The organism is Salmonella sp. SAL00653 (genome assembly GCF_046552515.1).
GTDB lineage: Bacteria > Pseudomonadota > Gammaproteobacteria > Enterobacterales > Enterobacteriaceae > Salmonella > Salmonella enterica.
Genome location: NZ_JBGDTY010000004.1, coordinates 15,185 through 39,086, shown reverse-complemented (window position 1 = coordinate 39,086; position 23,902 = coordinate 15,185). Strand labels below are relative to the sequence as shown.

The 23,902-nt window shown below is 54.1% G+C and carries 18 protein-coding genes, 1 tRNA gene, 1 other RNA gene and 1 pseudogene; 6 read left to right on the top strand and 15 right to left on the bottom strand.

The genetic code is table 11. The annotated features are described in order from the left end of the window. Positions 1–3: 3 nt before the first annotated feature. From bcsB to bcsR, 4 genes are read right to left on the bottom strand one after another with little or no spacing between them, the layout of a single operon-like run. Positions 4–2,304 (bottom strand): cellulose biosynthesis cyclic di-GMP-binding regulatory protein BcsB, encoded by a 2,301-nt coding sequence (gene bcsB / locus ACLJRU_RS06625; protein ID WP_000823802.1) that lies wholly within the window; start codon positions 2,302–2,304, stop codon positions 4–6. Between the two features lie 10 nt (positions 2,305–2,314). Then, the gene (gene bcsA / locus ACLJRU_RS06620; RefSeq protein WP_038394054.1) at positions 2,315–4,939 is read right to left on the bottom strand and encodes a UDP-forming cellulose synthase catalytic subunit; all 2,625 of its coding nucleotides are present in this window, start codon (positions 4,937–4,939) and stop codon (positions 2,315–2,317) included. After that, positions 4,936–5,688, bottom strand: a complete 753-nt coding sequence (gene bcsQ, locus ACLJRU_RS06615) for a cellulose biosynthesis protein BcsQ (RefSeq protein WP_000996118.1) — start codon at positions 5,686–5,688, stop codon at positions 4,936–4,938. Before bcsQ ends, bcsA begins: the two co-directional genes overlap by 4 nt. Then, positions 5,689–5,892, bottom strand: a complete 204-nt coding sequence (gene bcsR, locus ACLJRU_RS06610; protein WP_000282616.1) for a cellulose biosynthesis protein BcsR — start codon at positions 5,890–5,892, stop codon at positions 5,689–5,691. A 244-nt stretch (positions 5,893–6,136) separates the two neighbouring features. On the opposite strand from bcsR, the gene bcsE reads away from it, so the two are divergent. From bcsE to bcsG, 3 genes are read left to right on the top strand one after another with little or no spacing between them, the layout of a single operon-like run. Continuing rightward, positions 6,137–7,708 (top strand): cellulose biosynthesis c-di-GMP-binding protein BcsE, encoded by a 1,572-nt coding sequence (gene bcsE, locus ACLJRU_RS06605; protein ID WP_077916198.1) that lies wholly within the window; start codon positions 6,137–6,139, stop codon positions 7,706–7,708. Continuing rightward, a complete protein-coding gene (gene bcsF / locus ACLJRU_RS06600) occupies positions 7,705–7,896 on the top strand; it encodes a cellulose biosynthesis protein BcsF (protein ID WP_000988321.1) in 192 nt (63 codons plus the stop codon). The genes bcsE and bcsF overlap by 4 nt, the downstream gene beginning before the upstream one ends. Continuing rightward, positions 7,893–9,572: a cellulose biosynthesis protein BcsG gene (gene bcsG / locus ACLJRU_RS06595; RefSeq protein WP_038394056.1), complete on the top strand. Its 1,680-nt coding sequence runs from the start codon at positions 7,893–7,895 to the stop codon at positions 9,570–9,572. Before bcsF ends, bcsG begins: the two co-directional genes overlap by 4 nt. A gap of 81 nt (positions 9,573–9,653) precedes the next feature. Here bcsG and ACLJRU_RS06590 read toward each other — a convergent pair whose 3' ends face one another. Then, positions 9,654–9,761: a type I toxin-antitoxin system toxin Ldr family protein gene (locus ACLJRU_RS06590; protein WP_001537650.1), complete on the bottom strand. Its 108-nt coding sequence runs from the start codon at positions 9,759–9,761 to the stop codon at positions 9,654–9,656. A 293-nt stretch (positions 9,762–10,054) separates the two neighbouring features. On the opposite strand from ACLJRU_RS06590, the pseudogene ACLJRU_RS06585 reads away from it, so the two are divergent. Further along, positions 10,055–10,275, top strand: a pseudogene (locus ACLJRU_RS06585) (PLP-dependent transferase); the annotation flags it as partial. Positions 10,276–10,392: 117 nt separating this feature from the next. Beyond that, on the top strand, positions 10,393–11,691 hold the full coding sequence (locus ACLJRU_RS06580; RefSeq protein ID WP_023235363.1) for an aromatic amino acid transport family protein: 1,299 nt from the start codon (positions 10,393–10,395) through the stop codon (positions 11,689–11,691). A 100-nt stretch (positions 11,692–11,791) separates the two neighbouring features. Here the strand turns inward: ACLJRU_RS06580 and dppF are convergent, their stop codons facing one another. The 7 genes from dppF to ACLJRU_RS06545 form a co-directional block, all read right to left on the bottom strand. After that, positions 11,792–12,805, bottom strand: coding sequence for a dipeptide ABC transporter ATP-binding subunit DppF (gene dppF / locus ACLJRU_RS06575; protein ID WP_000103561.1), 1,014 nt, complete (start codon positions 12,803–12,805; stop codon positions 11,792–11,794). Next, positions 12,802–13,785: a dipeptide ABC transporter ATP-binding protein gene (dppD, locus tag ACLJRU_RS06570; RefSeq protein ID WP_001541086.1), complete on the bottom strand. Its 984-nt coding sequence runs from the start codon at positions 13,783–13,785 to the stop codon at positions 12,802–12,804. Before dppD ends, dppF begins: the two co-directional genes overlap by 4 nt. 10 nt (positions 13,786–13,795) lie before the next feature. Beyond that, positions 13,796–14,698, bottom strand: a complete 903-nt coding sequence (gene dppC, locus ACLJRU_RS06565) for a dipeptide ABC transporter permease DppC (protein WP_000084690.1) — start codon at positions 14,696–14,698, stop codon at positions 13,796–13,798. 9 nt (positions 14,699–14,707) lie between these two features. Continuing rightward, complete coding sequence (gene dppB, locus ACLJRU_RS06560; protein WP_001541088.1) at positions 14,708–15,727, bottom strand: dipeptide ABC transporter permease DppB; 1,020 nt, start codon at positions 15,725–15,727, stop codon at positions 14,708–14,710. A gap of 156 nt (positions 15,728–15,883) precedes the next feature. Further along, positions 15,884–17,491, bottom strand: coding sequence for a dipeptide ABC transporter periplasmic-binding protein DppA (gene dppA / locus ACLJRU_RS06555; protein ID WP_001541089.1), 1,608 nt, complete (start codon positions 17,489–17,491; stop codon positions 15,884–15,886). 555 nt (positions 17,492–18,046) lie between these two features. Beyond that, entirely contained in the window at positions 18,047–19,372 is a 1,326-nt protein-coding gene (locus tag ACLJRU_RS06550) for a uracil-xanthine permease family protein (protein WP_001136082.1), read from the bottom strand. Between the two features lie 57 nt (positions 19,373–19,429). Continuing rightward, on the bottom strand, positions 19,430–20,554 hold the full coding sequence (locus tag ACLJRU_RS06545; RefSeq protein WP_023235365.1) for an aryl-sulfate sulfotransferase: 1,125 nt from the start codon (positions 20,552–20,554) through the stop codon (positions 19,430–19,432). 149 nt (positions 20,555–20,703) lie between these two features. Here ACLJRU_RS06545 and ACLJRU_RS06540 point away from each other — a divergent pair, with 149 nt between their 5' ends. Beyond that, positions 20,704–21,711: a substrate-binding domain-containing protein gene (locus ACLJRU_RS06540; protein ID WP_011264407.1), complete on the top strand. Its 1,008-nt coding sequence runs from the start codon at positions 20,704–20,706 to the stop codon at positions 21,709–21,711. Here the strand turns inward: ACLJRU_RS06540 and ACLJRU_RS06535 are convergent. The 3 genes from ACLJRU_RS06535 to eptB all read right to left on the bottom strand — a co-directional run bounded on the left by ACLJRU_RS06535 (position 21,702) and on the right by eptB (position 23,715). Further along, positions 21,702–21,820: non-coding RNA, RtT sRNA (locus ACLJRU_RS06535), on the bottom strand. The genes ACLJRU_RS06540 and ACLJRU_RS06535 overlap by 10 nt on opposite strands. A gap of 36 nt (positions 21,821–21,856) precedes the next feature. Further along, positions 21,857–21,933: transfer RNA gene (locus tag ACLJRU_RS06530), tRNA-Pro, on the bottom strand. A 90-nt stretch (positions 21,934–22,023) separates the two neighbouring features. After that, positions 22,024–23,715, bottom strand: a complete 1,692-nt coding sequence (eptB, locus tag ACLJRU_RS06525; RefSeq protein WP_001269258.1) for a kdo(2)-lipid A phosphoethanolamine 7''-transferase — start codon at positions 23,713–23,715, stop codon at positions 22,024–22,026. Positions 23,716–23,902: the final 187 nt, after the last annotated feature.

Below are 23,902 nucleotides of genomic sequence, written 5' to 3'. Positions count from 1 at the left end.
GCGTTACTCATGGTCAGGGTCGAGACGACGGCGACTGAGAATACGTAGCAGACGCCACAATACCCACGCCAGTAATACCACACTGAGGGCCGCCAGTACCGCCAGCAGCACCGGGTGATTCGCCAGCGCATACCACAGCCGCTCAAACCACGGCAGATGTCCGACGTAATAGATATCGCCAACGCGCAGACTGTGAACGCCAGACTCGCGGATCACCGCCACGGAACCAAACATCGCGGCACGTTTACCGCTGTCGTTCACGGCGTCGTTCAGTAGCTGGTAACCGCGCGGGCTGTCAGCCAGCAGAGCAATCACGCTGCGCTGATCGTTAAACGGCGACTGGAAGCCCACCACCGCCGCCATCGGGCCGCTGGCGGTGACGGTGGACTGCGCATCCGCCGCGCGATCGGCCTCATCCGGCATAATCGACGGGAAAGCGGTCTGCCGCATCGGGGTTTTTACCCAGCTTTGTGCCGCCTGCACCAACAGATCGATACGCTTATCGTCTTTTAGCTTGCCCGGAATAGCGCCAATAATCAGCAGATCGGCGTCTTTGTCGGCTATCTGAGCGCTATCATCGGTGATTATCAGATTAATTGCCGGGAAACCGGTCTGTCCGCCAATGGCGCCGACCGTATTCAGCAGCGTTTCCATTTGCGCTTCGGTTGGGGTCTTCGGCATCACCGCCAGCGTGTCAGACAGGTCGGCCATCCGGCTGAACGGGAAACCCGCATTGGCGAACGCGCGTAAATCCGGCATCGCGATAAAGTGGTAATATTTCGAAAAATCGATAGTGGAGTCATCCCCTATCACCACATGATTCGGTACCGGCTGGAAGGTAATACAGTTGTCCACCGACCCGCCCGGCATCGGATTCATGTAGCGGAAGTCAAAACGTAGTTGGTTCATCGCCCCCAGTTTGAGCGCTGGAATAGACACATCCGTTTTACCATCCAGCAGTCCCTGAAGTACCGGCAGGCGCAACAGGAGTCGATTAGTTTCCTGCGTGCTGTTAAGGCTAAAGGCTTGCAGAAACTGGTTATTCAGACTGATATCCAGCCGTGAACTGTCTTTAGTCGGCGGCGAGGTATAACGGTAGTTGAGATCCATATCAATACCGTTGCTACGCAGCAAATAGAGGTCCGGCGGCAGATTCAAAGAAACATTGATGGGCGCCGGCTCCAGCCCACTCGACTGGAGCTGCTCTTCATAGGTTTTCAGCTCGCCAAAAGTGACCGGGCGATCGGTACGCACCCAGTTCGGCGCATCATACGGTTTGCGCGCCAGCAGCGGTTTTACATCGTTGACCACCACGCTGGAACCACGGAAGAGAATATTCCCTTGCGCGATACCTTTTGCCGCTTGCAACAGGTCTTTATCATCACGGCCAAACACGACCAGCAACTTCACATACGGATTATCCGGATGGCTCATCATCTCGATAACCGGCGCGTTAACCGCAGGATGATCGCGCAGGAAATCGGGGCGTCGATCGTTGGTGGCGAACACGATCGCATTGCGATCCGGCAGGTGATTATACAACACCGGGAAGCGCTGACCGCGCCAGCCCGCCCGCGAGCCAAACCAGGACGCGACAATAGAAGCCGCCTGCTGCTGCGCCAGATCCGGCATGTCAGCAAACACTATCGGCAACGTCACCGGACGGTTATCCCGCGGATCGAAAAACGGCACCGGGAAGTGGGACAGATCGTTATTCACCGCCAGCATGTTATAGGTCAGATCCAGGGCGCTATTTCGCCCGATGTCTAACCACAGAGTACTGCTGGCCGGGTTTTCACACACGTCGCGATAGTGGCCGACAAACTCCAGCCGCACCCGGTTAAAGTCGGTGATAAATAGCGGATTGATAGGTACCTGCGCCAGCGTCTTTTCCCCCAACTGCTCTTTTGTCACCGGCAGTACGCCCATCAGTTCATCATTGAGATAAACCTTGAGCTGCGACTGAACCGGCAGGAGCGACGGCGAGGGCGTATATTCCAGATTCAGCACCGCTTTCGACGCCACTTCATCGCTGCGCATACCAAATTCAATGCCGCCGTTGGGGTTAACGCCACGCAGCGCCATACTACCCGGCGGCGGCGCGATTTGCGCAAAGGTCAGCTTGACCTCGCGCGAAGGCGCGGTCTGCGCCACGACTGGCGCCTGATCTGCGGGGGACTGCGCAGGCTCGGTGGGTTCAGCATTGATCAATGGCGGCATCGCAGGCGCCGCCGCCGTCATGAAAGCAGGAAACGCGCTTAATCCTATTACCGCCGCACACATCCAGGACAATTTTCTTTTCATCGCATTATCATCATTGTTGAGCCTGAGCCATAACCCGATCCGACGGCTGTATCGCCGCTTGCCGCTCCGGGCGACGCGGAATAAACGATACAATCCAGGCAATTAACGCCGTCAACGATCGGAAAATTACTTTTACTGAAGGCGGCGCGAACTCCGCGAGGTGGCGATATCCGCGGAAGCCCAGCTTCAGAATATCCAGCAAGCTTTCCAGCGGTTTATCTTCCGGGAAGCTATCTTGCCAAAGCGCCCACGTATCGGCGCGCGCGAAGGTACACTGCACAAAATCAATATGTTGTTTGGTGGTGAGCGGCATCAGTTGCAGCTCGACCTCATTGCCCGTTACGCGCACCACCTGCGTTGGAAAGACATATTCCTGCTGCCCGCGTTTAAGCAACAGATTCACTTTCTGCCCTTCCAGCACCTGCGCCTGACCGTTGATCTTGATGCCTAACCCGCCGTCGGAGAAGTCATGTACGGTACAGGAGAACAAATGTCCATCTTCGCGGGCGATGGCCCCCGGCATGGCAATCTCGACCCGATGCGCGCGTCTGACCTGTTTACTCTCTACCGAAACCGCAACCGCGCCGCCGAGAATGACCAGGTTATAGAAGACCCACACCAGGCTAACGATGACGGTCAGCGTTTCATTTTCCGGCCCGTAATAGTATCGCCATACGCCCGCCGCCACGCCGAGCAGGTTAAGCAAGACAAGGAAGATATACGGACGCGAGATTACCCAGTCGACGTACTTCTCTTCCACCAGCCCGCCTTTCGCCGTGACGTTAAATTTCCCTTTGTGCGGATTGATCAACGCGACCAGAGTCGGCGGTGCGATATACCATGCCAGTACCGTTTCATAGATTTCACTCCAGAAAGAGTGACGATACTTGCCCTGAATCTTCGAGTTAGTCAGGCTGGCGTGGACCATGTGCGGTATCACAAATAGCGCAATCATCAACGCAGGCGCATAAATGATATAGGCGTGCAGCAGCAGAAAAGCCAGCGGCGCGGTCAGAAAGATCAGGCGCGGAATGCCGGACAAGAAATGGAACATCGCGTTGAGGTAGCACAGCCGCTGCGCCAGTTTTAAGCCTTTACCAAACAGAGGGTTATCGAGGCGGAAAATTTGCACCATGCCCCGCGCCCAACGAATACGCTGCCCGATATGCGCCGACAGGCTTTCCGTCGCCAGCCCCACCGCCTGCGGAATGCGCATATACGCTGAGGTATAACCTCGCCGGTGCAGCCGGAGCGAAGTATGCGCATCTTCCGTCACCGTCTCAACGGCGATACCGCCAATCTCATCCAGCGGCTTACGGCGAATCACCGCGCACGATCCGCAAAAGAAAGTGGAGTCCCACATATCGTTACCGTCCTGTACCAGTCCGTAAAACAGCGTGCCTTCGTTAGGCGTTTTACGAAAACGTCCCAGGTTGCGCTCAAACGGGTCCGGGGAGAAGAAATGATGCGGCGTCTGCATCATCGCCAGCTGTTTTTCTTTCAGGAACCAGCCCATTGTCATTTGCAGAAACGAGCGTGTCGGCACATGGTCGCAATCGAAGATCGCCACAAACTCGCCTTTCGCGTGTTTTAGCGCATTGTTGATGTTGCCGGCTTTGGCGTGTTCATGCGTGGCGCGGGCAATGTAATGCACGCCAACATGTCGGGCAAAATGACGAAATGATTCACGCCCGCCGTCATCAAGGATCCAGATATTCAGCTTGTCCTTCGGCCAGTCAATGCCAAGCGAAGCGTAAATGGTATTTTTGACCACATTAAGGTCTTCGTTATAGGTCGGTACAAAAATATCCACCGTCGGCCACTGCGACATTTCTTTCGGCAACGGCACCGGTTGACGATTTAACGGCCACACCACCTGGAAGTACCCCAGCACCAGCACAATCCAGGCGTAGGTTTCCGCAAACAGCAGAATCAGCCCGCACACCAGACTGACCGGGTCGTCCCAATTTAGCGTCGAGGTATAGCGCCACCAGATATAACGACAGGAGACCGTTAGTGACAGCACGATGAGCATCAGCGCGGAAAAGCGTCCCGGCATACGTCGTACCAACAGCGCAACGCCCCACAGCAACAGCAGAAAGATAAATTGCGATAGCGGGTTAAATGGCTGCGTAATACAGATCAGCGCCAGTATCAGTGAAAAGGTCACGATAACGCCCAGAATAAAACGCCGGGCGCCGTTGCTAAGATGTCCCAGCTCTTTTTCCTTTTCCAGATGCGTTGTCTTTTGGCGCACCCGTTCCGGTAAGGTATCCATCCATTGATGGTAACGTCCACGAACGTCCTTCAGGCGCGCAAATGACCGCCAGCGCGGTTCATGACGTTCTTTAGTCGACGAGATCATCACCAGCCAGAGGGTCTGAATGAGGTAGCGGGCCGGGTCCAGCGGGCGCGGGCGGGCGGCGTTAATATGCGGGTAAAGCGCTTTATGCCCGTCGCGAATACGCTGCCAGCGCGGATGCTCAAGCGGAAACACTATCCACGCCAGAATCATCCACAGGCAGCCGAGCGCTGCGCTAAACGGCGACGCGCCGTGGCGGCGGTAACCCTGATAGCGCTCGCTCAAGCGCGCGCTAACCGGCGGGATAAGCAGCCACCGGGAAAGGGCGCTCATCGCAGGCTCCCGGCGGACGTTTTGTCGCCCGCATCATGCAGCAGGCACCAGTTCGCCAGCGTTAACACCTCTTCGGCGGCTAACGAATCGCTGCGATATTCGCCTAACGGCTGTTTCGACGCCATGCACTCCGCCATCGCCTCATCGCGATGGATCACAATGGGCAGCAACCGGCGTTGGCTTTGCAGCCAGACCTGGTACAGATCGTCCTGTAACTGACTGCCAATGCGTAAGTCATTGATCAGAATATGCGCTCCGGCAGGCAATGCCTGCTGATGAAGGCGAATATGGCAGTTAGCGTCAACCTGGGCTATCGCCAGCGTATGGTCGCAGAGGCTCACCAGCTGCCGTGTCAGCGGTGACGCGCCGTAGGGCAAGTCCAGTAAAATCCAGCTATAACGCCCGCTCGCTTTCAGCGCCTGGATAGCCGATCCGATCTCTCCCAGCGTCTCCTGCCAGGCCTGCGGATTTTCCCGCTCTTGCGCGGTAAGCTGTCCAAACGGCAGTAGATCAAGCTGTGAGGTATAACGTAATCCGGCATCGCGCCAGTCCTGGCCGTCCAGCAACGATCGCGCCCAACCGCCCTGATGGACGAAGTCGACGTTAAACGACATGCGCAGCAGGTTATCGGGGCTGGCGTCAATCACCAGGACATTTTCCCCTAAGATTTGTAACGCCCAGGCGAGTGCTGCGGTGAGAGATGTGGTTCCCACCCCGCCGCGCACGCCCTGCAGTCCCAGAATCGCCATTCATGGCTTCCTTAATGAATGTGGTTGCGCAAATTCAGCCAGGAGCGGCCATCTTTTAATCGCCGCCGCCAACTGTTCGCGTTGGGAAATATCGGTATAATCTATTTCGGGTAGTGAAAACGCCTGGCTTAATGCCAGAAAATCATTTTGAAAAGTGTAGCCCAACGTTGGATCGGACTGAGCGCCAGGTTCATTGTTATACATTCTGGTTGCTCCTTTTTAAATATTTCTCACTGGCAGCATTACGCCCCGTCGTCAATACGGGAGAACGCGCATTTTTCATCTTTCCGTGACATCATTTATAATGTGTAAAAATGCAAAGCGCAGAGTTACAGGGCATCCTGCCGGACAAATTGATTCACATGCTAAATCTGATGCGTTTTAATTTCAATGTTAGGTTTATTTCTGTGCTTTCGCTAGTAAACTGATAAACAGTTAAAATAGTGACATGAGGGACACTGTGGACCCCGTATTTTCTCTCGGCATCTCATCATTATGGGATGAACTGCGCCATATGCCAACCGGCGGCGTCTGGTGGGTTAACGCCGATCGCCAGCAAGATGCCATCAGCCTGGTGAATCAAACGATTGCGTCACAAACGGAGAATGCAAATGTCGCCGTCATCGGCATGGAAGGCGATCCTGGCAAAGTAATCAAATTAGATGAATCTCACGGTCCGGAGAAAATCCGCTTATTTACCATGCCGGATTCAGAAAAAGGGCTATACTCTTTGCCCCACGATTTGCTTTGTTCTGTTAACCCGACGCATTACTTTTTCATTCTTATTTGTGCAAATAACACGTGGCGGAATATAACGTCAGAAAGCCTGCATAAATGGCTGGAAAAAATGAATAAATGGACTCGTTTTCATCACTGTTCATTGTTGGTTATTAACCCTTGTAATAATAGCGATAAACAGTCCTCGTTGTTGATGGGCGAGTATCGCTCACTTTTCGGCCTCGCCAGTTTACGTTTTCAGGGCGACCAACATTTGTTCGATATTGCCTTCTGGTGTAACGAAAAAGGCGTCAGCGCCCGACAGCAGTTATTGCTGTGTCAGCAGGACGAACGCTGGACGCTATCCCATCAGGAGGAGACGGCAATTCAGCCGCGTAGCGATGAAAAACGCATTCTTAGCCACGTCGCCGTCCTTGAAGGCGCGCCGCCGCTCTCGGAACACTGGACGCTTTTCGACAATAACGAAGCGCTATTCAACGACGCGCGCACGGCGCAGGCCGCGACAATTATTTTTTCGCTTACACAGAACAACCAAATCGAGCCGCTTGCTCGTCGCATTCATACTTTGCGGCGCCAGCGGGGAAGCGCGCTGAAAATTGTCGTGCGCGAAAATATCGCCAGTTTGCGCGCCACCGATGAGCGCCTGCTGCTGGGCTGCGGCGCGAATATGATCATTCCCTGGAACGCCCCGCTTTCACGCTGCCTGACGCTTATTGAAAGCGTGCAGGGGCAGCAGTTCAGCCGTTACGTACCGGAAGACATCACCACGCTACTGTCGATGACGCAGCCGTTGAAACTGCGCGGTTTTCAGCCGTGGGATACCTTCTGCGATGCCATCCATACGATGATGAGCAACACCCTGCTCCCCGCCGACGGGAAAGGCGTTCTGGTCGCGCTGCGCCCGGTGCCGGGCATTCGGGTTGAGCAGGCGTTAACATTATGTCGGCCAAACCGAACCGGCGATATTATGACCATCGGCGGCAACCGTCTGGTGCTGTTTTTATCATTCTGCTGGGTCAACGATCTGGATACCGCGTTAAACCATTTTTTCCCTTTGCCGACGGGCGATATTTTCTCTAATCGTATGGTCTGGTTCGAAGATAAACAAATCAGCGCCGAGCTGGTGCAGATGCGCTTATTGTCGCCGGAACTGTGGGGAACGCCGCTACCGCTGGCAAAACGCGCCGACCCGGTAATAAATGCCGAACACGATGGCCGCATCTGGCGTCGTATTCCTGAACCCCTGCGATTGCTCGACGACACCGCGGAGCGTGCATCATGATGACCATCAGCGATATCGTGCAAATTATTCTTTTTTGCGCGCTGATTTTCTTTCCGCTGGGGTATCTGGCGCGTCATTCGCTACGCCGTATCAGTGATACAACCCGGCTGCTATTTGCCAAACCTCGTTATGTAAAACCAGCCGGAACTCTGCGCCGCGCTACGAAAGTCAAGGCAGACAAAAAATGACTCAGCATACTCAAACTCCTTCAATGCCTTCTCCGCTCTGGCAGTACTGGCGCGGTCTTTCCGGCTGGAACTTCTATTTTCTGGTCAAGTTTGGCCTGCTGTGGGCAGGCTATCTGAATTTTCATCCTTTACTGAATCTGGTATTCATGGCGTTTCTGCTCATGCCAATACCAAAGTATCGCCTTCACCGGTTGCGCCACTGGATTGCCATTCCCGTCGGCTTCGCGCTGTTCTGGCATGATACCTGGCTACCCGGCCCGCAAAGCATTATGAGCCAGGGGACGCAGGTGGCGGAATTCAGCTCCGGTTATCTGCTCGATCTGATCGCCCGTTTTATTAACTGGCAAATGATCGGCGCCATCTTCGTACTGCTGGTTGCCTGGCTTTTTTTATCACAGTGGATTCGGGTCACGGTGTTTGTGGTCGCCATCATGGTATGGCTGAATGTCCTGACATTAACCGGCCCGGTTTTTACGCTGTGGCCGGCAGGCCAGCCAACCGATACGGTGACGACGACTGGCGGTAATGCGGCCGCTACCGTCGCGACAGCGGGCGATAAGCCGGTCATCGGCGATATGCCTGCGCAAACCGCGCCGCCGACGGCCGCGAATCTGAACACCTGGTTGAACACCTTCTATGCCGCGGAAGAAAAGCGGAAAACGACGTTCCCGGCGCAGCCTCCGCCTGATGCGCAGCCGTTCGACCTATTGGTCATCAATATTTGTTCGCTCTCCTGGTCGGATGTCGAAGCGGCAGGCTTGATGTCACATCCGCTATGGTCGCACTTTGACATTTTGTTTAAACACTTTAATTCCGGTACGTCTTACAGCGGCCCGGCGGCCATTCGTCTGCTGCGCGCCAGCTGTGGTCAACCATCGCATACCCGACTTTATCAACCAGCCGATAACGAATGTTATCTGTTTGATAATCTGGCGAAGCTGGGCTTTACTCAGCATCTGATGATGGATCATAACGGTGAATTTGGCGGCTTCCTGAAAGAAGTTCGCGAAAACGGCGGTATGCAGAGCGAACTGATGAACCAGTCCGGCCTGCCAACCGCCCTGCTGTCATTCGACGGCTCGCCGGTATATGACGATCTGGCGGTCCTGAACCGCTGGTTGACAGGGGAAGAACGTGAAGCCAATTCCCGCTCCGCGACTTTCTTTAACCTGCTGCCGCTGCACGATGGCAACCACTTCCCCGGCGTCAGCAAAACGGCGGATTATAAAATCCGCGCGCAGAAACTGTTCGATGAACTGGACGCCTTCTTTACCGAACTGGAGAAATCCGGGCGTAAGGTGATGGTGGTCGTCGTACCGGAGCACGGCGGCGCGCTGAAGGGCGACAGAATGCAGATCTCAGGCCTGCGCGATATTCCCAGCCCCTCCATCACCAACGTCCCGGCGGGCGTGAAATTTTTTGGCATGAAAGCCCCGCATGAGGGCGCGCCGATTGATATTAATCAGCCGAGCAGCTACCTGGCGATTTCCGAACTGGTCGTACGCGCCGTGGACGGTAAGCTCTTTACCGAAGACAGTGTGAACTGGAACAAGCTGACCAGCAATCTGCCGCAAACCGCGCCGGTTTCAGAAAACGCTAATGCGGTGGTGATTCAGTACCAGGGTAAGCCCTACGTTCGTCTGAATGGCGGCGACTGGGTGCCTTACCCGCAGTAAACCGAAAAAGGCCGCAAGGTTTCCCCTGCGGCCTGGTTCGGGCGCATGTTGCCATTACGGCGGACAGACGCTCAAAACGCGTTACTTCCTGTCACGTAGCCAGTTGACGATCACACTGGCGATAATGCCAGCAATGATCGGCGCCGCCAGATCGTGCCAGAAGGCCACGCCCAACTGCGTAAGCGTCATATAGCCGCCTTGTTGCAATGGCAACCGTTCGCGGCTATCCTTGATGTGTTGAGGTTCAAGTTAGCCCCCGTCAGGTTGCCAGGTTTATACCAGTCAACGTGCGGGGGTTTTCTCTATCCAGCAACCTATGCCGCCGGGGATCAAGCCCCCGCAACATTGCGCCTCACCGGGTAAACCCGGCTTGCTGCTGATATTACGGCAAAATCCCCGTCCCGGCACGGCGCTAACGTGCAATCTGCGTGACGCTTCGCAGACGATTACTTTTAACATTCAGCATTTCTGAGGCTGGCAGTCAGCCGCTCAATTCTGTAAATTATGCCTCCTCGCGGCCAGTCCCGGTGATACCGAAACCCTCGTTCAGCATCCTGCGTCTATGACATATTCGCCTGTTGCGCCAGAGGAATGGCTAAAAGCAGGTATTACCGACGAACTTATCCGTCTTTCAGCGGGACCTGAAGATCCCGACGATATTATTCATGACCTTGAACGCGCCAGCAGAAAAGCAGCATTCTGACGATTGCTCGGCGAACCGCTGTCACCGGTTTGCCGCATCGGGTATCAAGGCACTATAGCCTGGTTATAGGCAGCATTCTTTATGAGAGAGCTGCGTATATTTTGGGCAGGGGGCTCTATGCAGGACGACACATTACCATTAAATAACAGTAACGCTACGACCACACCGCTTTCAACGAGATTACCGTTTACAAAATATGATTTTGGCTGGGTGCTCTTGTGTATCGGAATGGCGATCGGCGCCGGTACCGTCTTAATGCCAGTGCAAATCGGTCTCAAGGGGATCTGGGTATTTATTACCGCTTTTATCATCGCCTATCCCGCTACCTATATTGTGCAGGATATTTATCTAAAAACGTTATCTGAAAGCGAAACCTGTGACGATTATACGGATATTATCAGTCACTATCTTGGCAAAAACTGGGGCGTTTTTCTCGGTGTAATCTATTTTCTTATGATTATCCACGGGGTGTTTATTTACTCCCTGTCGGTGGTGTTTGATAGCGCCTCCTATATCAAAACCTTCGGCCTTACTGAGGCCGATCTTTCACAGTCTATTATCTATAAAGTCGCGATTTTCGCCGTGCTGGTGGCGATTGCCTCCGGCGGGGAAAAGTTATTATTTAAAATTTCCGGCCCGATGGTGGTGGTAAAAGTCGGGATCATTCTGATATTCGGTTTTGCGATGATCCCACACTGGAATCTTGATAATATTTCCGCCTTTCCCGCCGCATCGGTTTTCTTTCGCGACGTACTGCTCACTATCCCATTTTGCTTCTTTTCTGCGGTCTTCATTCAGGTGCTAAACCCAATGAACATCGCCTATCGTAAGCGCGAACCTGACCGTGTGCTGGCCACCCGGATGGCGATTCGCACGCATCGCATTAGCTATATTACGCTGATTGCCATTATTCTCTTTTTCTCGTTCTCGTTTACCTTTTCGATTAGCCATGAAGAGGCGGTATCAGCGTTCGAGCAGAATATTTCCGCCCTTGCACTGGCAGCTCAGGTAATCCCTGGCCATATCATCCACATTACCTCTACCATCCTCAATATTTTTGCCGTACTTACCGCGTTCTTTGGTATTTATTTAGGTTTTCACGAAGCGCTTAAAGGTATTGTTCTGAATGTATTGAGTCGTATTATGGATGTCAAAAACGTCAACCTACTGTTACTGACATCTGGAATCTGTGTCTTTATCGTGGTTACTCTGGTTATTTGGGTTTCGTTTCGCGTCTCAGTATTGGTCTTTTTCCAGTTAGGCAGTCCGTTTTATGGCATTGTCGCGTGTATTATTCCCTTTTTCCTGATTTATAAAGTAGCGCAACTGGAAAAATTACGCGGCCTGAAAACCTGGCTTATTCTGTTATATGGAATATTGTTGTGCCTGTCGCCGTTATTAAAATTGATTGAATAAGTCGTACCGGAGAGCCATGCCCGGTGGCGCTACGCTTACCAGGCCTACAGGTACGGTGTAGGCTTGATAAGGCGCAGCCGCCATCCGGCATAAAACGCAATTAACTCAGCGGTTTCTGCGGGTTTTCATCCTGATCGACGGCAAAGCAGGCCACCAACTGGCCGTCGTACTCTTTAAGCTGCGGCTGTAACTGCGTACAGGGTCCGAAGCGACGGCGGCAGCGGGCGTTGAAGGCGCAGCCCGGCGGCGGGTTCAGCGGGCTCGGTAACTCGCCGGTCAGCTTAATCCGCTCACGGCGATCGTCCGGATTCAGCCGCGGCGTGGCGGAGAGCAACGCCTGGGTATAGGGATGACGTGGATTGTTAAAAATCTGCTCTTTGGTCCCTTTCTCCACGCAGCGGCCTAAATACATGACCATCACTTCATCGGCGATGTGTTCCACCACCGACAGGTCGTGCGAGATAAAGACATAAGACAGCCCCATATCCTGTTGCAAATCCATCATCAGGTTCAGCACCTGGGCGCGCACCGACACGTCGAGCGCGGAGACCGGTTCGTCGGCAATTACTACGTCCGGATCAAGCATCAGACCGCGGGCGATAGCGATACGCTGACGCTGGCCGCCGGAGAACATATGCGGATAGCGGTCGTAGTGCTCGGTTTTCAGCCCCACCTTCGCCATCATCGCCAGCGCTTTTTCACGACGCTGCGCTTTACTCAGGCTGGTATTGATCAGCAACGGCTCTTCCAGAATTTGCCCCACTTTCTTGCGTGGGTTCAGGGAACCGTAGGGGTTCTGAAACACAATCTGAATTTTCTGCCGCCGCAGTTTCTGCGCGTGCGGATCGTGTTTGAGCAGATCCTGCCCCTGGTAATAAAGCTCGCCGCCGGTTGGCGTTTCAATCATCGTCAGCAGGCGACCCAGTGTGGATTTTCCACAACCGGACTCCCCCACTACGGCCAGCGTTTTACCGCGTTCGAGATTAAACGACACGCCATCCAGCGCTTTTACCAGCCGTTCCGGAGAAAAGATCCCCTTCTTCACCGGATAGTGTTTTTTCAGGTCGATAGCCCGCAACAGCGGCTGTTGCAAGGTGGCCTCATGCGTGCTCATAGTGTGGGCCTCCCGGCATCATCGAGTGGGTAATGACATTTTGACTGACGTCCATCGTCCAGTTGGTTGAGAGCAGGTTCTTCCGCACGACATCTGTCCGTGGCGTAGGGGCAGCGAGGGTTAAGCAGACAACCCGTCGGTCGGTCATATTTCCCCGGCACCACGCCCGGCAGCAACGCCAGACGCGCTTTATCTTGCGCAAACTCTGGTAACGCACGTAGCAATGCCTGGGTATACGGATGACGCGGCGCGCGGAAAATATCCTGCGCAGCGCCGGTTTCGACGACCTGCCCGGCGTACATGACGATAATTTTGTGCGCCGCTTCCGCCACCAGCGCCAGGTCATGGGTAATCAGCACCAGCGCCATGTTCTCTTTTTGCTGCAACTCCAGCAGCAGCTCAATAATTTGCGCCTGAATGGTCACATCCAGCGCCGTGGTCGGTTCATCGGCAATTAACAGCTTTGGTCGACAGGCTATTGCCATCGCAATCATCACACGCTGACTCATGCCGCCAGAAAGCTGGTGCGGATAGACATCCAGACGAGAAGCCGGATCGGGAATACCCACCTGGTTCAACAGGTCAATCGCTCGCTGACGACGGGTTTTCTTGTTCCCGCCCTGATGTACCTTGATGGCTTCCATAATCTGAAAGCCAACGGTATAGCAAGGATTGAGGCTGGTCATCGGGTCCTGGAAAATCATCGCCACTTCAGCGCCCACCAGGTTGCGACGTTCCTTCTCGGAAATGCGCTTCAGATCCTGTCCGTTAAAGAGCAGGTTTTCCGCCATCACGCGGCCTGGGTAATCGATAAGCCCCATAATCGCCAGCGAGCTGACGGATTTGCCGGAACCAGACTCGCCGACAATACCGACCACCTCACCCTGCTTCACGCTGTAGCTAATGCGGTCGACGGCTTTGAACGGTGTCCCTTCGTCGCCGAAGTGCACCGATAATTGATCTACATTTAATAACGCCATCTCGAACCTCTTACTGCTTCAGTTTGGGATCGAGCGCGTCACGCAGACCGTCACCCATCAGGTTAAATGCCAGTACCGTCAGCAGAATCGCCAGCCCCGGGAAGGTCACCACCCACCAGGCGCTTTGCGCGAACTGCAATACGTCAGAGAGCATGGTGCCCCATTCCGGCGTAGGCGGCTGTGCGCCCATCCCCAGGAAGCCGAGGGCGGCCATATCGAGAATGGCGTTAGAGAAACCGAGCGATGCCTGAACGATCAGCGGCGCAAGGCAGTTCGGGAAAATATTGACGAACATCTGACGCATCGCGCCTGCGCCCGCCACGCGGGAGGCAGTCACATAATCGCGGTTCACCTCTACCAGAACCGCCGCGCGGGTTAAGCGGACATAGTGCGGCAGCGCCACAAACGTCAACGCCAGCGCAGCGTTGCCGATGGAGGGGCCGAAGATCGCCACCAGCACCAGCGCCAGCAGCAGGCTCGGCAGGGCCAGCATAATATCGACCACGCGCATGATGATGTTATCGACCAGACCGCCGAAGTAGCCCGCGACCAGGCCGAGAATAATCCCCATTACCAGCGACAGGACGACCACCAGACAGCCGACCAGCAGTGACAAACGCGCGCCATACATCAGGCGCGAGAGGACATCGCGACCAACATCATCCGTTCCCAGAATATGCGCCCAACTGCCGCCTTCCTGCCAGACCGGCGGCGCCAGCAGCGCATCGCGGAACTGCTCTGCCGGGTTGTACGGCGCAATAAAGTTGGCAAACACCGCAATCAGGATCACGATGAGAACATACGCCAGCCCGACGACCGCGCCTTTATTGCGTTTGAAATAGTGCCAGAACTCCCGCAATGGCGTCATGGGCGCCGGTGCGGCATTAACATTATTTTCAGTAACCTGTGACATGATGGCCCCTTACTTCTTATGCCGAATACGCGGGTTCACCACGCCGTACAGCAGGTCTACCAGCAGATTGACGAGAATAATCATCGTCGCTACCAGTAACACGCCGCCCTGCACTACCGGATAATCGCGGCGTTGCAGCGCATCGATCAGCCAGCGCCCCAGACCGGGCCACGAGAAGATAGTTTCTGTCAGAATCGCGCCCGCCAACAGCGTCCCGACCTGCAGTCCGATCACGGTGACGACTGGCAGCATAGCGTTACGCAGAGCATGGACGATAATGACGCGCATCCTGGTCAACCCTTTGGCGCGTGCGGTACGGATGTAATCCTCCCCCAGCACTTCCAGCATCGACGAACGGGTCATACGCACAATGACGGCCAGCGGGATTGTGCCGAGCACCATCGCAGGCAGGATCATATGCGCCAGCGCATCAATAAAGTTACCCTCTTCGCCCCAGATAGCGGTGTCGATCAGCATAAAGCCCGTCAACGGATTGGTATCATCAAGGAACACCATATCGCTCACGCGCCCGGAAACCGGCGTCAGGTTCCAGTGGACGGAGACCAGCATGATCAGCATCATGCCCCACCAGAAGATAGGCATAGAGTAACCGGTCAGCGCCAGGCCAACAGCAGTGTGATCGAAGATAGAACCGCGCTTCACTGCGGCCAGCACGCCCACCGGAATCCCCACGGCGACGGCAAAAATCATGGCGCAGACGCCAAGTTCCAGCGTCGCTTTAAAGCGAGGCACGAACTCGTCCCATACAGGGATTCGGCTTTTCAGCGAGATGCCTAAATCGCCATGCATCACCCCCCAGATATAATGGAGGTACTGCTGCCACATCGGTTTATCAAGACCGAGTTCAGCCAGCAGTTGAGCATGACGCTCAGGGGAAATACCTCGCTCACCCGCCATGATCATCACCGGATCGCCGGGGATCATGTGGACAAAGGCAAAGGTGAGAAGGGTAATACCGATAAACGTCGGGATAATGAGTCCCAAACGTCGGAGAATGAACTGCAACATAACCCGAATTCTCTCTCATGACCCACGGCCTGGAACCGTGAGTCTGTATTGCTCACAAATCTTATCCCACGCAAACTGCATCGCGGATAAAGCATTACGCCGGATGGCGCTGCGCTTATCCGGCCTACACAACACCGGGGCGCAGCGCTCTTTTAATTATTCGACAGAGACGTTTTCGAAGTGATGTTTGCCTAATGGATCAACCACATAGCCTTTAACTTCTTTACGCACTGGCTCATAAACCGTGGAGTGAGCGATGATCAGCGCTGGCGCCTGGTCATGCATCACAACCTGGGCCTGTTTATAGAGTTCAATACGCTTGTTGTGGTCATCGGTCGCACGCGCAGGCTGAATCAGGTCTTCAAACGGCTTGTAGCACCATTTTGAATAGTTGGAGCCTTGCTGGGCGGCATCGCAGCTGAACAGCGTGGCGAAGAAGTTATCCGGATCGCCATTATCGCCGGTCCAGCCCATCATCACCGTCTGGTGCTCGCCATCTTTAGCGCGCTTGAGGTATTCGCCCCATTCATAGGTGACAATTTTGGCCTGAACGCCAATCTTCGCCCAGTCCGCCTGGATCATTTCCGCCATACGACGCGCATTCGGGTTATAGGGACGCTGTACCGGCATCGCCCACAGATCGATGGTGAAGCCTTTTTCCAGACCGGCTTCTTTCAGCAGCGCCTTCGCTTTTTCCGGATCGTAGCCATAGTCTTTAATATCATCGTTGTAACCCCACATTGTCGGCGGGATCAGGTTTTTCGCCGCAACGCCCGCGCCCTGATAAACGGCTTTGATGATGGCCTCTTTATTCACGGCATAGGTCAATGCCTGGCGAACTTTGACATCATCCAGCGGTTTTTTCTGCACGTTATAGGAGAGATAACCCACGTTCAGGCCAGCCTGCTCCATCAGGTTGATGTTTTTATCTTCTTTCATGCGCGCAATATCCGCCGGGTTCGGATACGGCATCACCTGACATTCGTTCTTATGCAGTTTGGCGTAACGCACAGAGGCGTCAGGGGTGATGGAGAAGACCAGACGGTCGATCTGCGGCTTCGTGCCCCAGTAGCCGTCAAAAGCTTTGTAGAGAATGCGGGAGTCTTTCTGATATTGCACCAGTTGGAACGGGCCAGTGCCGACCGGGTTCAGATCCACTTTTTCCGGCGTACCGGCTTTCAGCATGTTGTCAGCATATTCTTTGGAAAGAATAGAGGCGAAGTCCATGGCTAAATCGGCAAGGAACGGCGCTTCCGGACGCGTCAGCACAAACTGCACCGTGTGATCGTCTACCTTCTTCACTTCGCTAATCAGATCCGGCAGCCCCATGCCTTCAAAGTATTCATAGCTGCCGCCAGACACTTTATGGTACGGGTTCTGCTCGTTTTTCTGCCGGTCAAAAGAGAACACGACATCATCGGCGTTCAGCTCGCGCGTGGGTTTGAAATCCTTGCTGGATTGCCATTTCACCCCTTTACGTAGGTGGAACGTATAGGTTTTACCGTCTTCGCTGATATCCCACTTCTCAGCAAGACCCGGGATCACTTCCGTGGTGCCGGTTTTGAATTCAACCAGACGGTTATAGATAGGTACGGAGCTGGCATCATAGGTGGTGCCAGACGTAAAGAGCTGTGGGTTAAAGCCTTCCGGCGAGCCTTCTGAACAATAAACCAGGGTTTTGGCCTGCACGCTTGCTGCAACGGTCATAGCCACCAGGCTCAAACCAAGCTTCAGCATCCCTAACTTCTTCAAGGAAATACTCATTCTTCTGCTCCAATTGTGATGTATGTTGTTTTGCCCTTTGCAAAGGCTTTTACCGCCCGGCCTTTTTTGTTTTTTACCTGGTCAGGTCAGTAGTGAGAGGTGGGGATTCCGTTCGCATAATCGACTGAGTTGCAGTGCGGATTCTCCATAAAATGCCCCTCATTCCCTACAATCTGTCAATAGAATGTCAAAACGTCAATACAGGTAACCAGCTTTTACAACAACGGTGAGAATTAACAAACAAAGATTAAAAAAAGTTCAGAAGGGTATTTTCAGCAGGGAAATTTGTGCTATAGGCAGAAAGGCAGAGTTATTCACTTAATATTTTGCAACAGTTAGTGATTAACAATTAGACATTAATTGAAAAATTTCTTTAGATATGTTGATTATCTGAGCGATTAATACCACTAACGCTAAAACGCACAGGCGAAAATGCTGAGGTTATTCATAAGCCGTGTGCAAAAAAGAGTTATACGGACATTGAAAAACACCATCGAATATGTCACAAAATTGTAAATAAGTAGGCCGTCGTGCGGCCTACCGCGATCACAAAAACTAACTTTTGACCCTGGCCTGCGTGCGCTTTTCGCTCCAGTTAAACAACGAGTTCACCAGAATCGCCGTCAACGTCCCCGCTGCCATGCCGTTGCCAAAGACCATCTGTACGCCCGCCGGGAAATTCTGATACAGGCCGGGTACCAGTATAGGTAGCATTCCCATGGCCAGCCCCATCGCCAGCGCATAGGTTTTACCCGGCGTATGCAGTGGCTCACGCGCAATCATATCAATGCCGATGACCCCGATAATGCTGAAGACAATCACCGCCGTACCGCACACCACCGAACCTGGCAGACAGGTCGCCAGACGTACCAGCGGCGCGAATATGGCAATCAGGATTAACAATCCTCCAGCAGCCGCAGTCACGAAACGCGATTTCACGTTAGTGGTGCGTACCACCCCAATATTTTCGCCGGAGGTGATAATTAAGGAGGTGCCAAAAATACCCCCCAGCAGCGACATTACCGCATCACCACGAATGGTACGTGGAATCGTCTGCTGCACATTTTGCGTGGAATTGACTATTTCCGCGGTCGCAATCGTTTGCCCGGTTGCTTCAGCCATAGAGATGACCGCGTAAATCAGTAACGGCAGCGAGGCGGAGAGATCAAAAATCGGCCAGCCGAACGGCAAAAGCTGTGGGAAACTAAACAGCGGCCCGTGACTAACACCGCTAAAATCGGTGCTGCCCAGCGCCATTCCCAGCAGCGTTCCCGCTAAAAGGCCGAACATCACCGCCAGCTGGCGCAAAATACCGCTAAACGCCAGCGCGAAAATCAGCGTTATCAGAATAGTCCCCAGCGATAAAATGATACTGGTTGGATGAGCGAAGTCGGCGCTCCCTGGCTGGCCAATGATCAACCCGCCGTACAGGCGAATAAGGTTAATCGACACCATTAGCAGCATGATGCCGATGATAAAAGGGGGAAAATGGTGCAGGCAGCGGCGGAAAATCGGCAACGCGATAAAGTAGAACAGCGAAGTCAGAATTACGGCGCCAATCGCGGTCTGGATATTGGTCTGTAAAGCGATCGCAACGAAAATCGCAATCGGCGCGCCCCCCGGTACCATAATAAACGGCAAACGCGCGCCCACCCCTTTCACACCCAGGCTTTGCAAAATAGCGCCCAGACCGCACATCAGAAAGGTCGCGCTAAGTACCGAGGCGGTCACCGTATCGGTAAAGTGGAGCGCTTTGGCGATCAGAAAGACGGAGGTAATGGGGGTGGCGGCAACGACCAGCACATGCTGAAGCGCCAAAAGTAAGGTGGTTTGCCAGGGTAATGCATCGTTATCCGGCGTAGTAAGGCCAGGTTGCGGCATGATTAACTCCCATAAAACATCAAAAAAATAACCGCCAGCGCGGGCTGGCGGTCTGTATTATTTCAACCAACTAATGGCATCAGCGGCATAGTGATGCGCACGGAAGGCGCTGTTCTGTTTTCCAGGAATAATGCCTTTACTGAGGTGCTCCGGATATTCATTAAAGAACGGAATGATATATTCCCATACCGTTTCGCCTTCCGGGGTGACTTCAAACAGGCGGCCAAACGCCGATTCACAGATAAAGGTGTTGCCGTTCGCCAGCCGCTGCGCGCTCCCCATATACGGCGAGAAAAACGCCGGCGGGAAGATATCGCGATACTGCCAGGTAATCGCTTTGGTCTGCGGATCGAACTCCAGCACCGTGGAATGCGGCGAGGTGACGCCGGGACGCAGGTTGCCGTTATCGAAAACCAGAATCGACCCGTTCTCCATCTCAACCGGCGTGTGCTGCTGCGCTACGACTTCCGGCCCTGCATGCCAGATAACCTTCCCGCTCTCTTTATCCACGGCAATGACGCCGGAAGTGGTACGCAGGCTCATCAGTACCAGGCCATCACGGGTGACGGACAGGCCGTTAATCATCGGCCAGTGGCGGCGGTCGAAAATATCATGAATCGGGAAATCTTCCGGATTCAAATGCTCCCAGGCACGCCATTCCCAGACCACTTCACCGTCGCGATTGACCTCTTTGACGACGTCGCTCTGAATCACGCCGTCCGGCGCATCGCGGCGCGGGTCGCCGCCGGTAACACGGGCGGCGATATCGGCAGGCAACGGCGACGCGGCGGTATACAGCAGATTACCGTTCGCCAACCATTGCGCATCATGGTGATGGTAAATATCTTCGTAATGCCAGACGATTTCGTTATCCGGCGTCACTTCGTAGAAGTCGCCGCCGTGCCAGAGATCCCACGCCGGATAGAGGTTCGCTGAAGTGCGGTGGCTACCGTTATAACCCAGATTACCGTTCGGCAGCAGCACCGCATCACGCCCGGCGCGAACCGGAAGCTGCCACTGATGCGCGACTTCGCCCTGCTCGTCCACCAGGTAAACCCGCCCTTCGGCGGTTTGCGGCGCAAAAAGCGTATAGCCGCCAAAGCTCTTCGCCTTATCAGCGTAGATAAGGCCCGCCAGACGGCGTCCAAGGGTGAAAGTCGAATCCTGAGTTAAGTGTGCCACATCGCCTCCTGAGGAATAAATTTGCGCCAAAATACCCCATTAAAACGTTTTAATGAAGAGTTTTTTACGATCCTCACCGAAAAAAAGCAAACGTTACCGTCTGGTAAATATGCTACCCTGTGCGCAAATTTTCGCAGGTCAGGAAGCAGATGGCTGTTCAAAATAAAAAACGCGCAAAGTTGATTGATGTTGCCCGCCATGCAGGCGTATCGCCAGGGACGGTATCCAATGCATTGCACAACACCCGCTTTGTCGAGCCGCAGACGCGACGGCGTATTGAAGAGGCCATTGTTGCGCTTAACTACACGCCGAATATTCGCGCCCGCCAGTTACGAACCGGCAAAACCAATACCATTGCCTTGCTCTCTTCGGTGCCGCTGGCGATTGCCTCCGGCGCGTCACGACTGGGATTTATGATGGAGGTGGCGTTAACGTCCGCGATGATGGCGCTGGAAAAACAGCATGCGCTGATTCTGGTGCCGCCGGGGGCAAATCCACTGGATGCCGTCAGCTTTGACGCGGCGATCCTGATTGAGCCGGCGGAGAACGACCCGCAGCTCCAGGCGCTGGCGCAAGCGGGCATTCCCTGCGTCACCATTGGCCGCACGCCGGGGACCGACACGCTTGTGCCGTGGGTTGAGCTGCACTCGGCGGCAACAGCACAGCTTCTGCTAACGCATCTGGAGGCCTCCGGCGCCAGCAAATGTGCGTTATTTGTCGGTAACACACGGCGAACATCAGTTCTGGAGAGCGAAGCGGCTTACCAGCGCTGGTGCGCGGGACGCCAGGCCCCCGTCGTCTACTCTCTCAATGAAAGCGAGGGTGAAAATGCCGGCTACCAGGCCGCGCAGCAGCTATTACAGGCACATCCCGACGTTGACGGCGTGCTGGTGCTGATCGACACCTTTGCCAGCGGCGCGGTACGCGCTTTTCAGGAACAAGACATCGCCATACCTGAACAAATGCGGGTGGTCACCCGCTATGATGGTATCCGCGCGCACGAATCGCTGCCGCCGCTGACGGCAGTGAATATGCATCTTGATGAGGTGGCGCGACAGACAATCACGCTCCTGTTTGCCGTTCTGTCGGGTGAGAAGGTCAGCTACAGCGACGGGATCATGCCTGAACTGGTGGTGCGAGCGTCAACCTGCCGGTGACAGAGGATGCCTTGCCACTGCGGGCCGTTGCTGACGCAACGTTCTCTCGCTTCGCTCGAGTCGAACCTCTTGCCCCCGGAGGTTCTCATCCTCGTCAGGCTTCAGATACAAAAAAAACCTGCTCGCTGAGCAGGGTTTCTGAATTTGGTCGGTGATAGAGGATTCGAACCTCCGACCCCTTCGTCCCGAACGAAGTGCGCTACCAGGCTGCGCCAATCACCGAATGCGGGCGCATCTTACTGCTCAGGCGCACGCCCGTCAATCCCTTAGTCGCAAAATACAATTCAATCGGCGAGAAAGTCGGCAGACAACCTACTTCGCGGCGACTTTCTGCGCATCGGGAATATGGCACCAGTTGTTGTTCTGGTTAATGCCGCCATTCGGCGATGTATACCCCAGGCAGCCCATTATCGTATCGTATAGCTCCACATGACGACGCGGCACTTTGATCTCCGCCTGCTGTTTCAGGTGAGCGAACATCTGCGCATGTTGCGGACTGGCAAGATATTTATCCGACATCCATACCAGCATCGGAACACGGAATTGTTCCGGCGGCGCCATATTGCGCGGCGTACCGTGCAAATGTTCACGTTCGTTAATCGACTCGCCGTGGTCAGCGGCGTAGAACACAATCGCTTTTTTATCACGTAGCTGATCGAACACACTGGTAATAAAGTGATCAACATAGGTCACGGAGTTATCGTAAGAGTTGATCATCTGCGCTTTCGTGCAGCCGCTATCGACCCCAATACATTCGGGCTTCCACTGAGCGTAGCTGCGCGGATAACGTTGCGTATAGTTAAAATGCGACCCCTTAGTATGCAGGATAATCAGATGCTTACCCTCCGGGTTCTGGGCAAGCGAGTTCTGCATCTCATCAATTAACAGCATGTCATCAACCGTTTTACCACGGTTACGCGGCTCGGCGCCGATCTGCTCGCGGTAGGAGATATTATCCGCCATGGTATTGCTATAGAACCACATCTCGCTCTGCATGGCGTACAGATCGGAACTGAATCCGAGCTGTTTGAGTACGGCAAAAACATTCTGCTCTTTTAAGGTACGCTGCGGGTTATTATCCGCCCCACCTTCCCGTACAAACATACAGCGTAAAGAAAGCTTCGTCGCGGTATCGCAGGAATAGCCGCGGAATGCCGCCAGATTTTTTTCCTGCGCCAGCTTCGGCGTGGTATTACGCTCGTAGCCGAAAATCCCCATGTGATCCCAACGGGTCGTCTCACCGATAATGAAAACGACGTAGGTGTCATCCCCATCTTTCGGCGCAACATAGGTAAATTTCCTGGCCGGGTTTATTAACGAATTATTGTCCGACGATTCATCTACCTGCGCCCAGGCATACAGCCCTAACGCAGATAACCAGTTTGAAGGCAGATAGGAGTTCGCCACCACGCCGCCATAGCTGGGTAAGTCGATGCCTGTCGCCCGTTCAACCTTTTTTTGCTGTATATCCAGCAGGCGGATAGGCGCCCACACCATTACGCCTGCGAGTACCACTACAGCGGCGCTGCGAAAACGCTGCCCCGGCGTACGTAGCTGGCGCAACAACGTGTAGCGACAGTGGTTACTCCAGATAAAGATGAGCGGAAGCACGCTCACGGCAATCAGCCACAATACAAAGTGCAGCCCCACCACCTCTTTCGAGAGATCGATATCGGTGGTCATAACAGACGCAATAATGCCGTAGCCAATCACCACGTTCAGGAAGGTCATGTAATAACTGGCGCCAGCGGAAAACAGCACCACCAGCGTGGCCAGCACACGCCAGACGCGTCGGCCAAACAGTGAAAGAAGACGAAGTAAGAAGAAAGTGACCAGCACCGTGGCGCCCAGTTCGACAACTGCGGAGAGGCCTTTCCAAATGGTAAATTCTTGTGCATAACTGCCGAAACGGCGGTAAAACACGGCGCAATTCATAAACAGACCGATATAGAGCGCAAGCAAGAAACTAAGTTTCTGTTGCGTCATCGATTTAATGTATCTCATGCAAACAAACCCTGGGAATCGGGATAAAAACGACCTGTACAACGATTCTGTAATCAAACAGGTAAATATGCGGCTAACGCAGATGTAAGAAAGTCTACAAGCACGGTTAAGTAGACCACAAGCAGAGGGGAAAGTGGCAACGGAGAGTGTGATCGGAGAAGATTTTTACAAAAAATCACTAAAAATG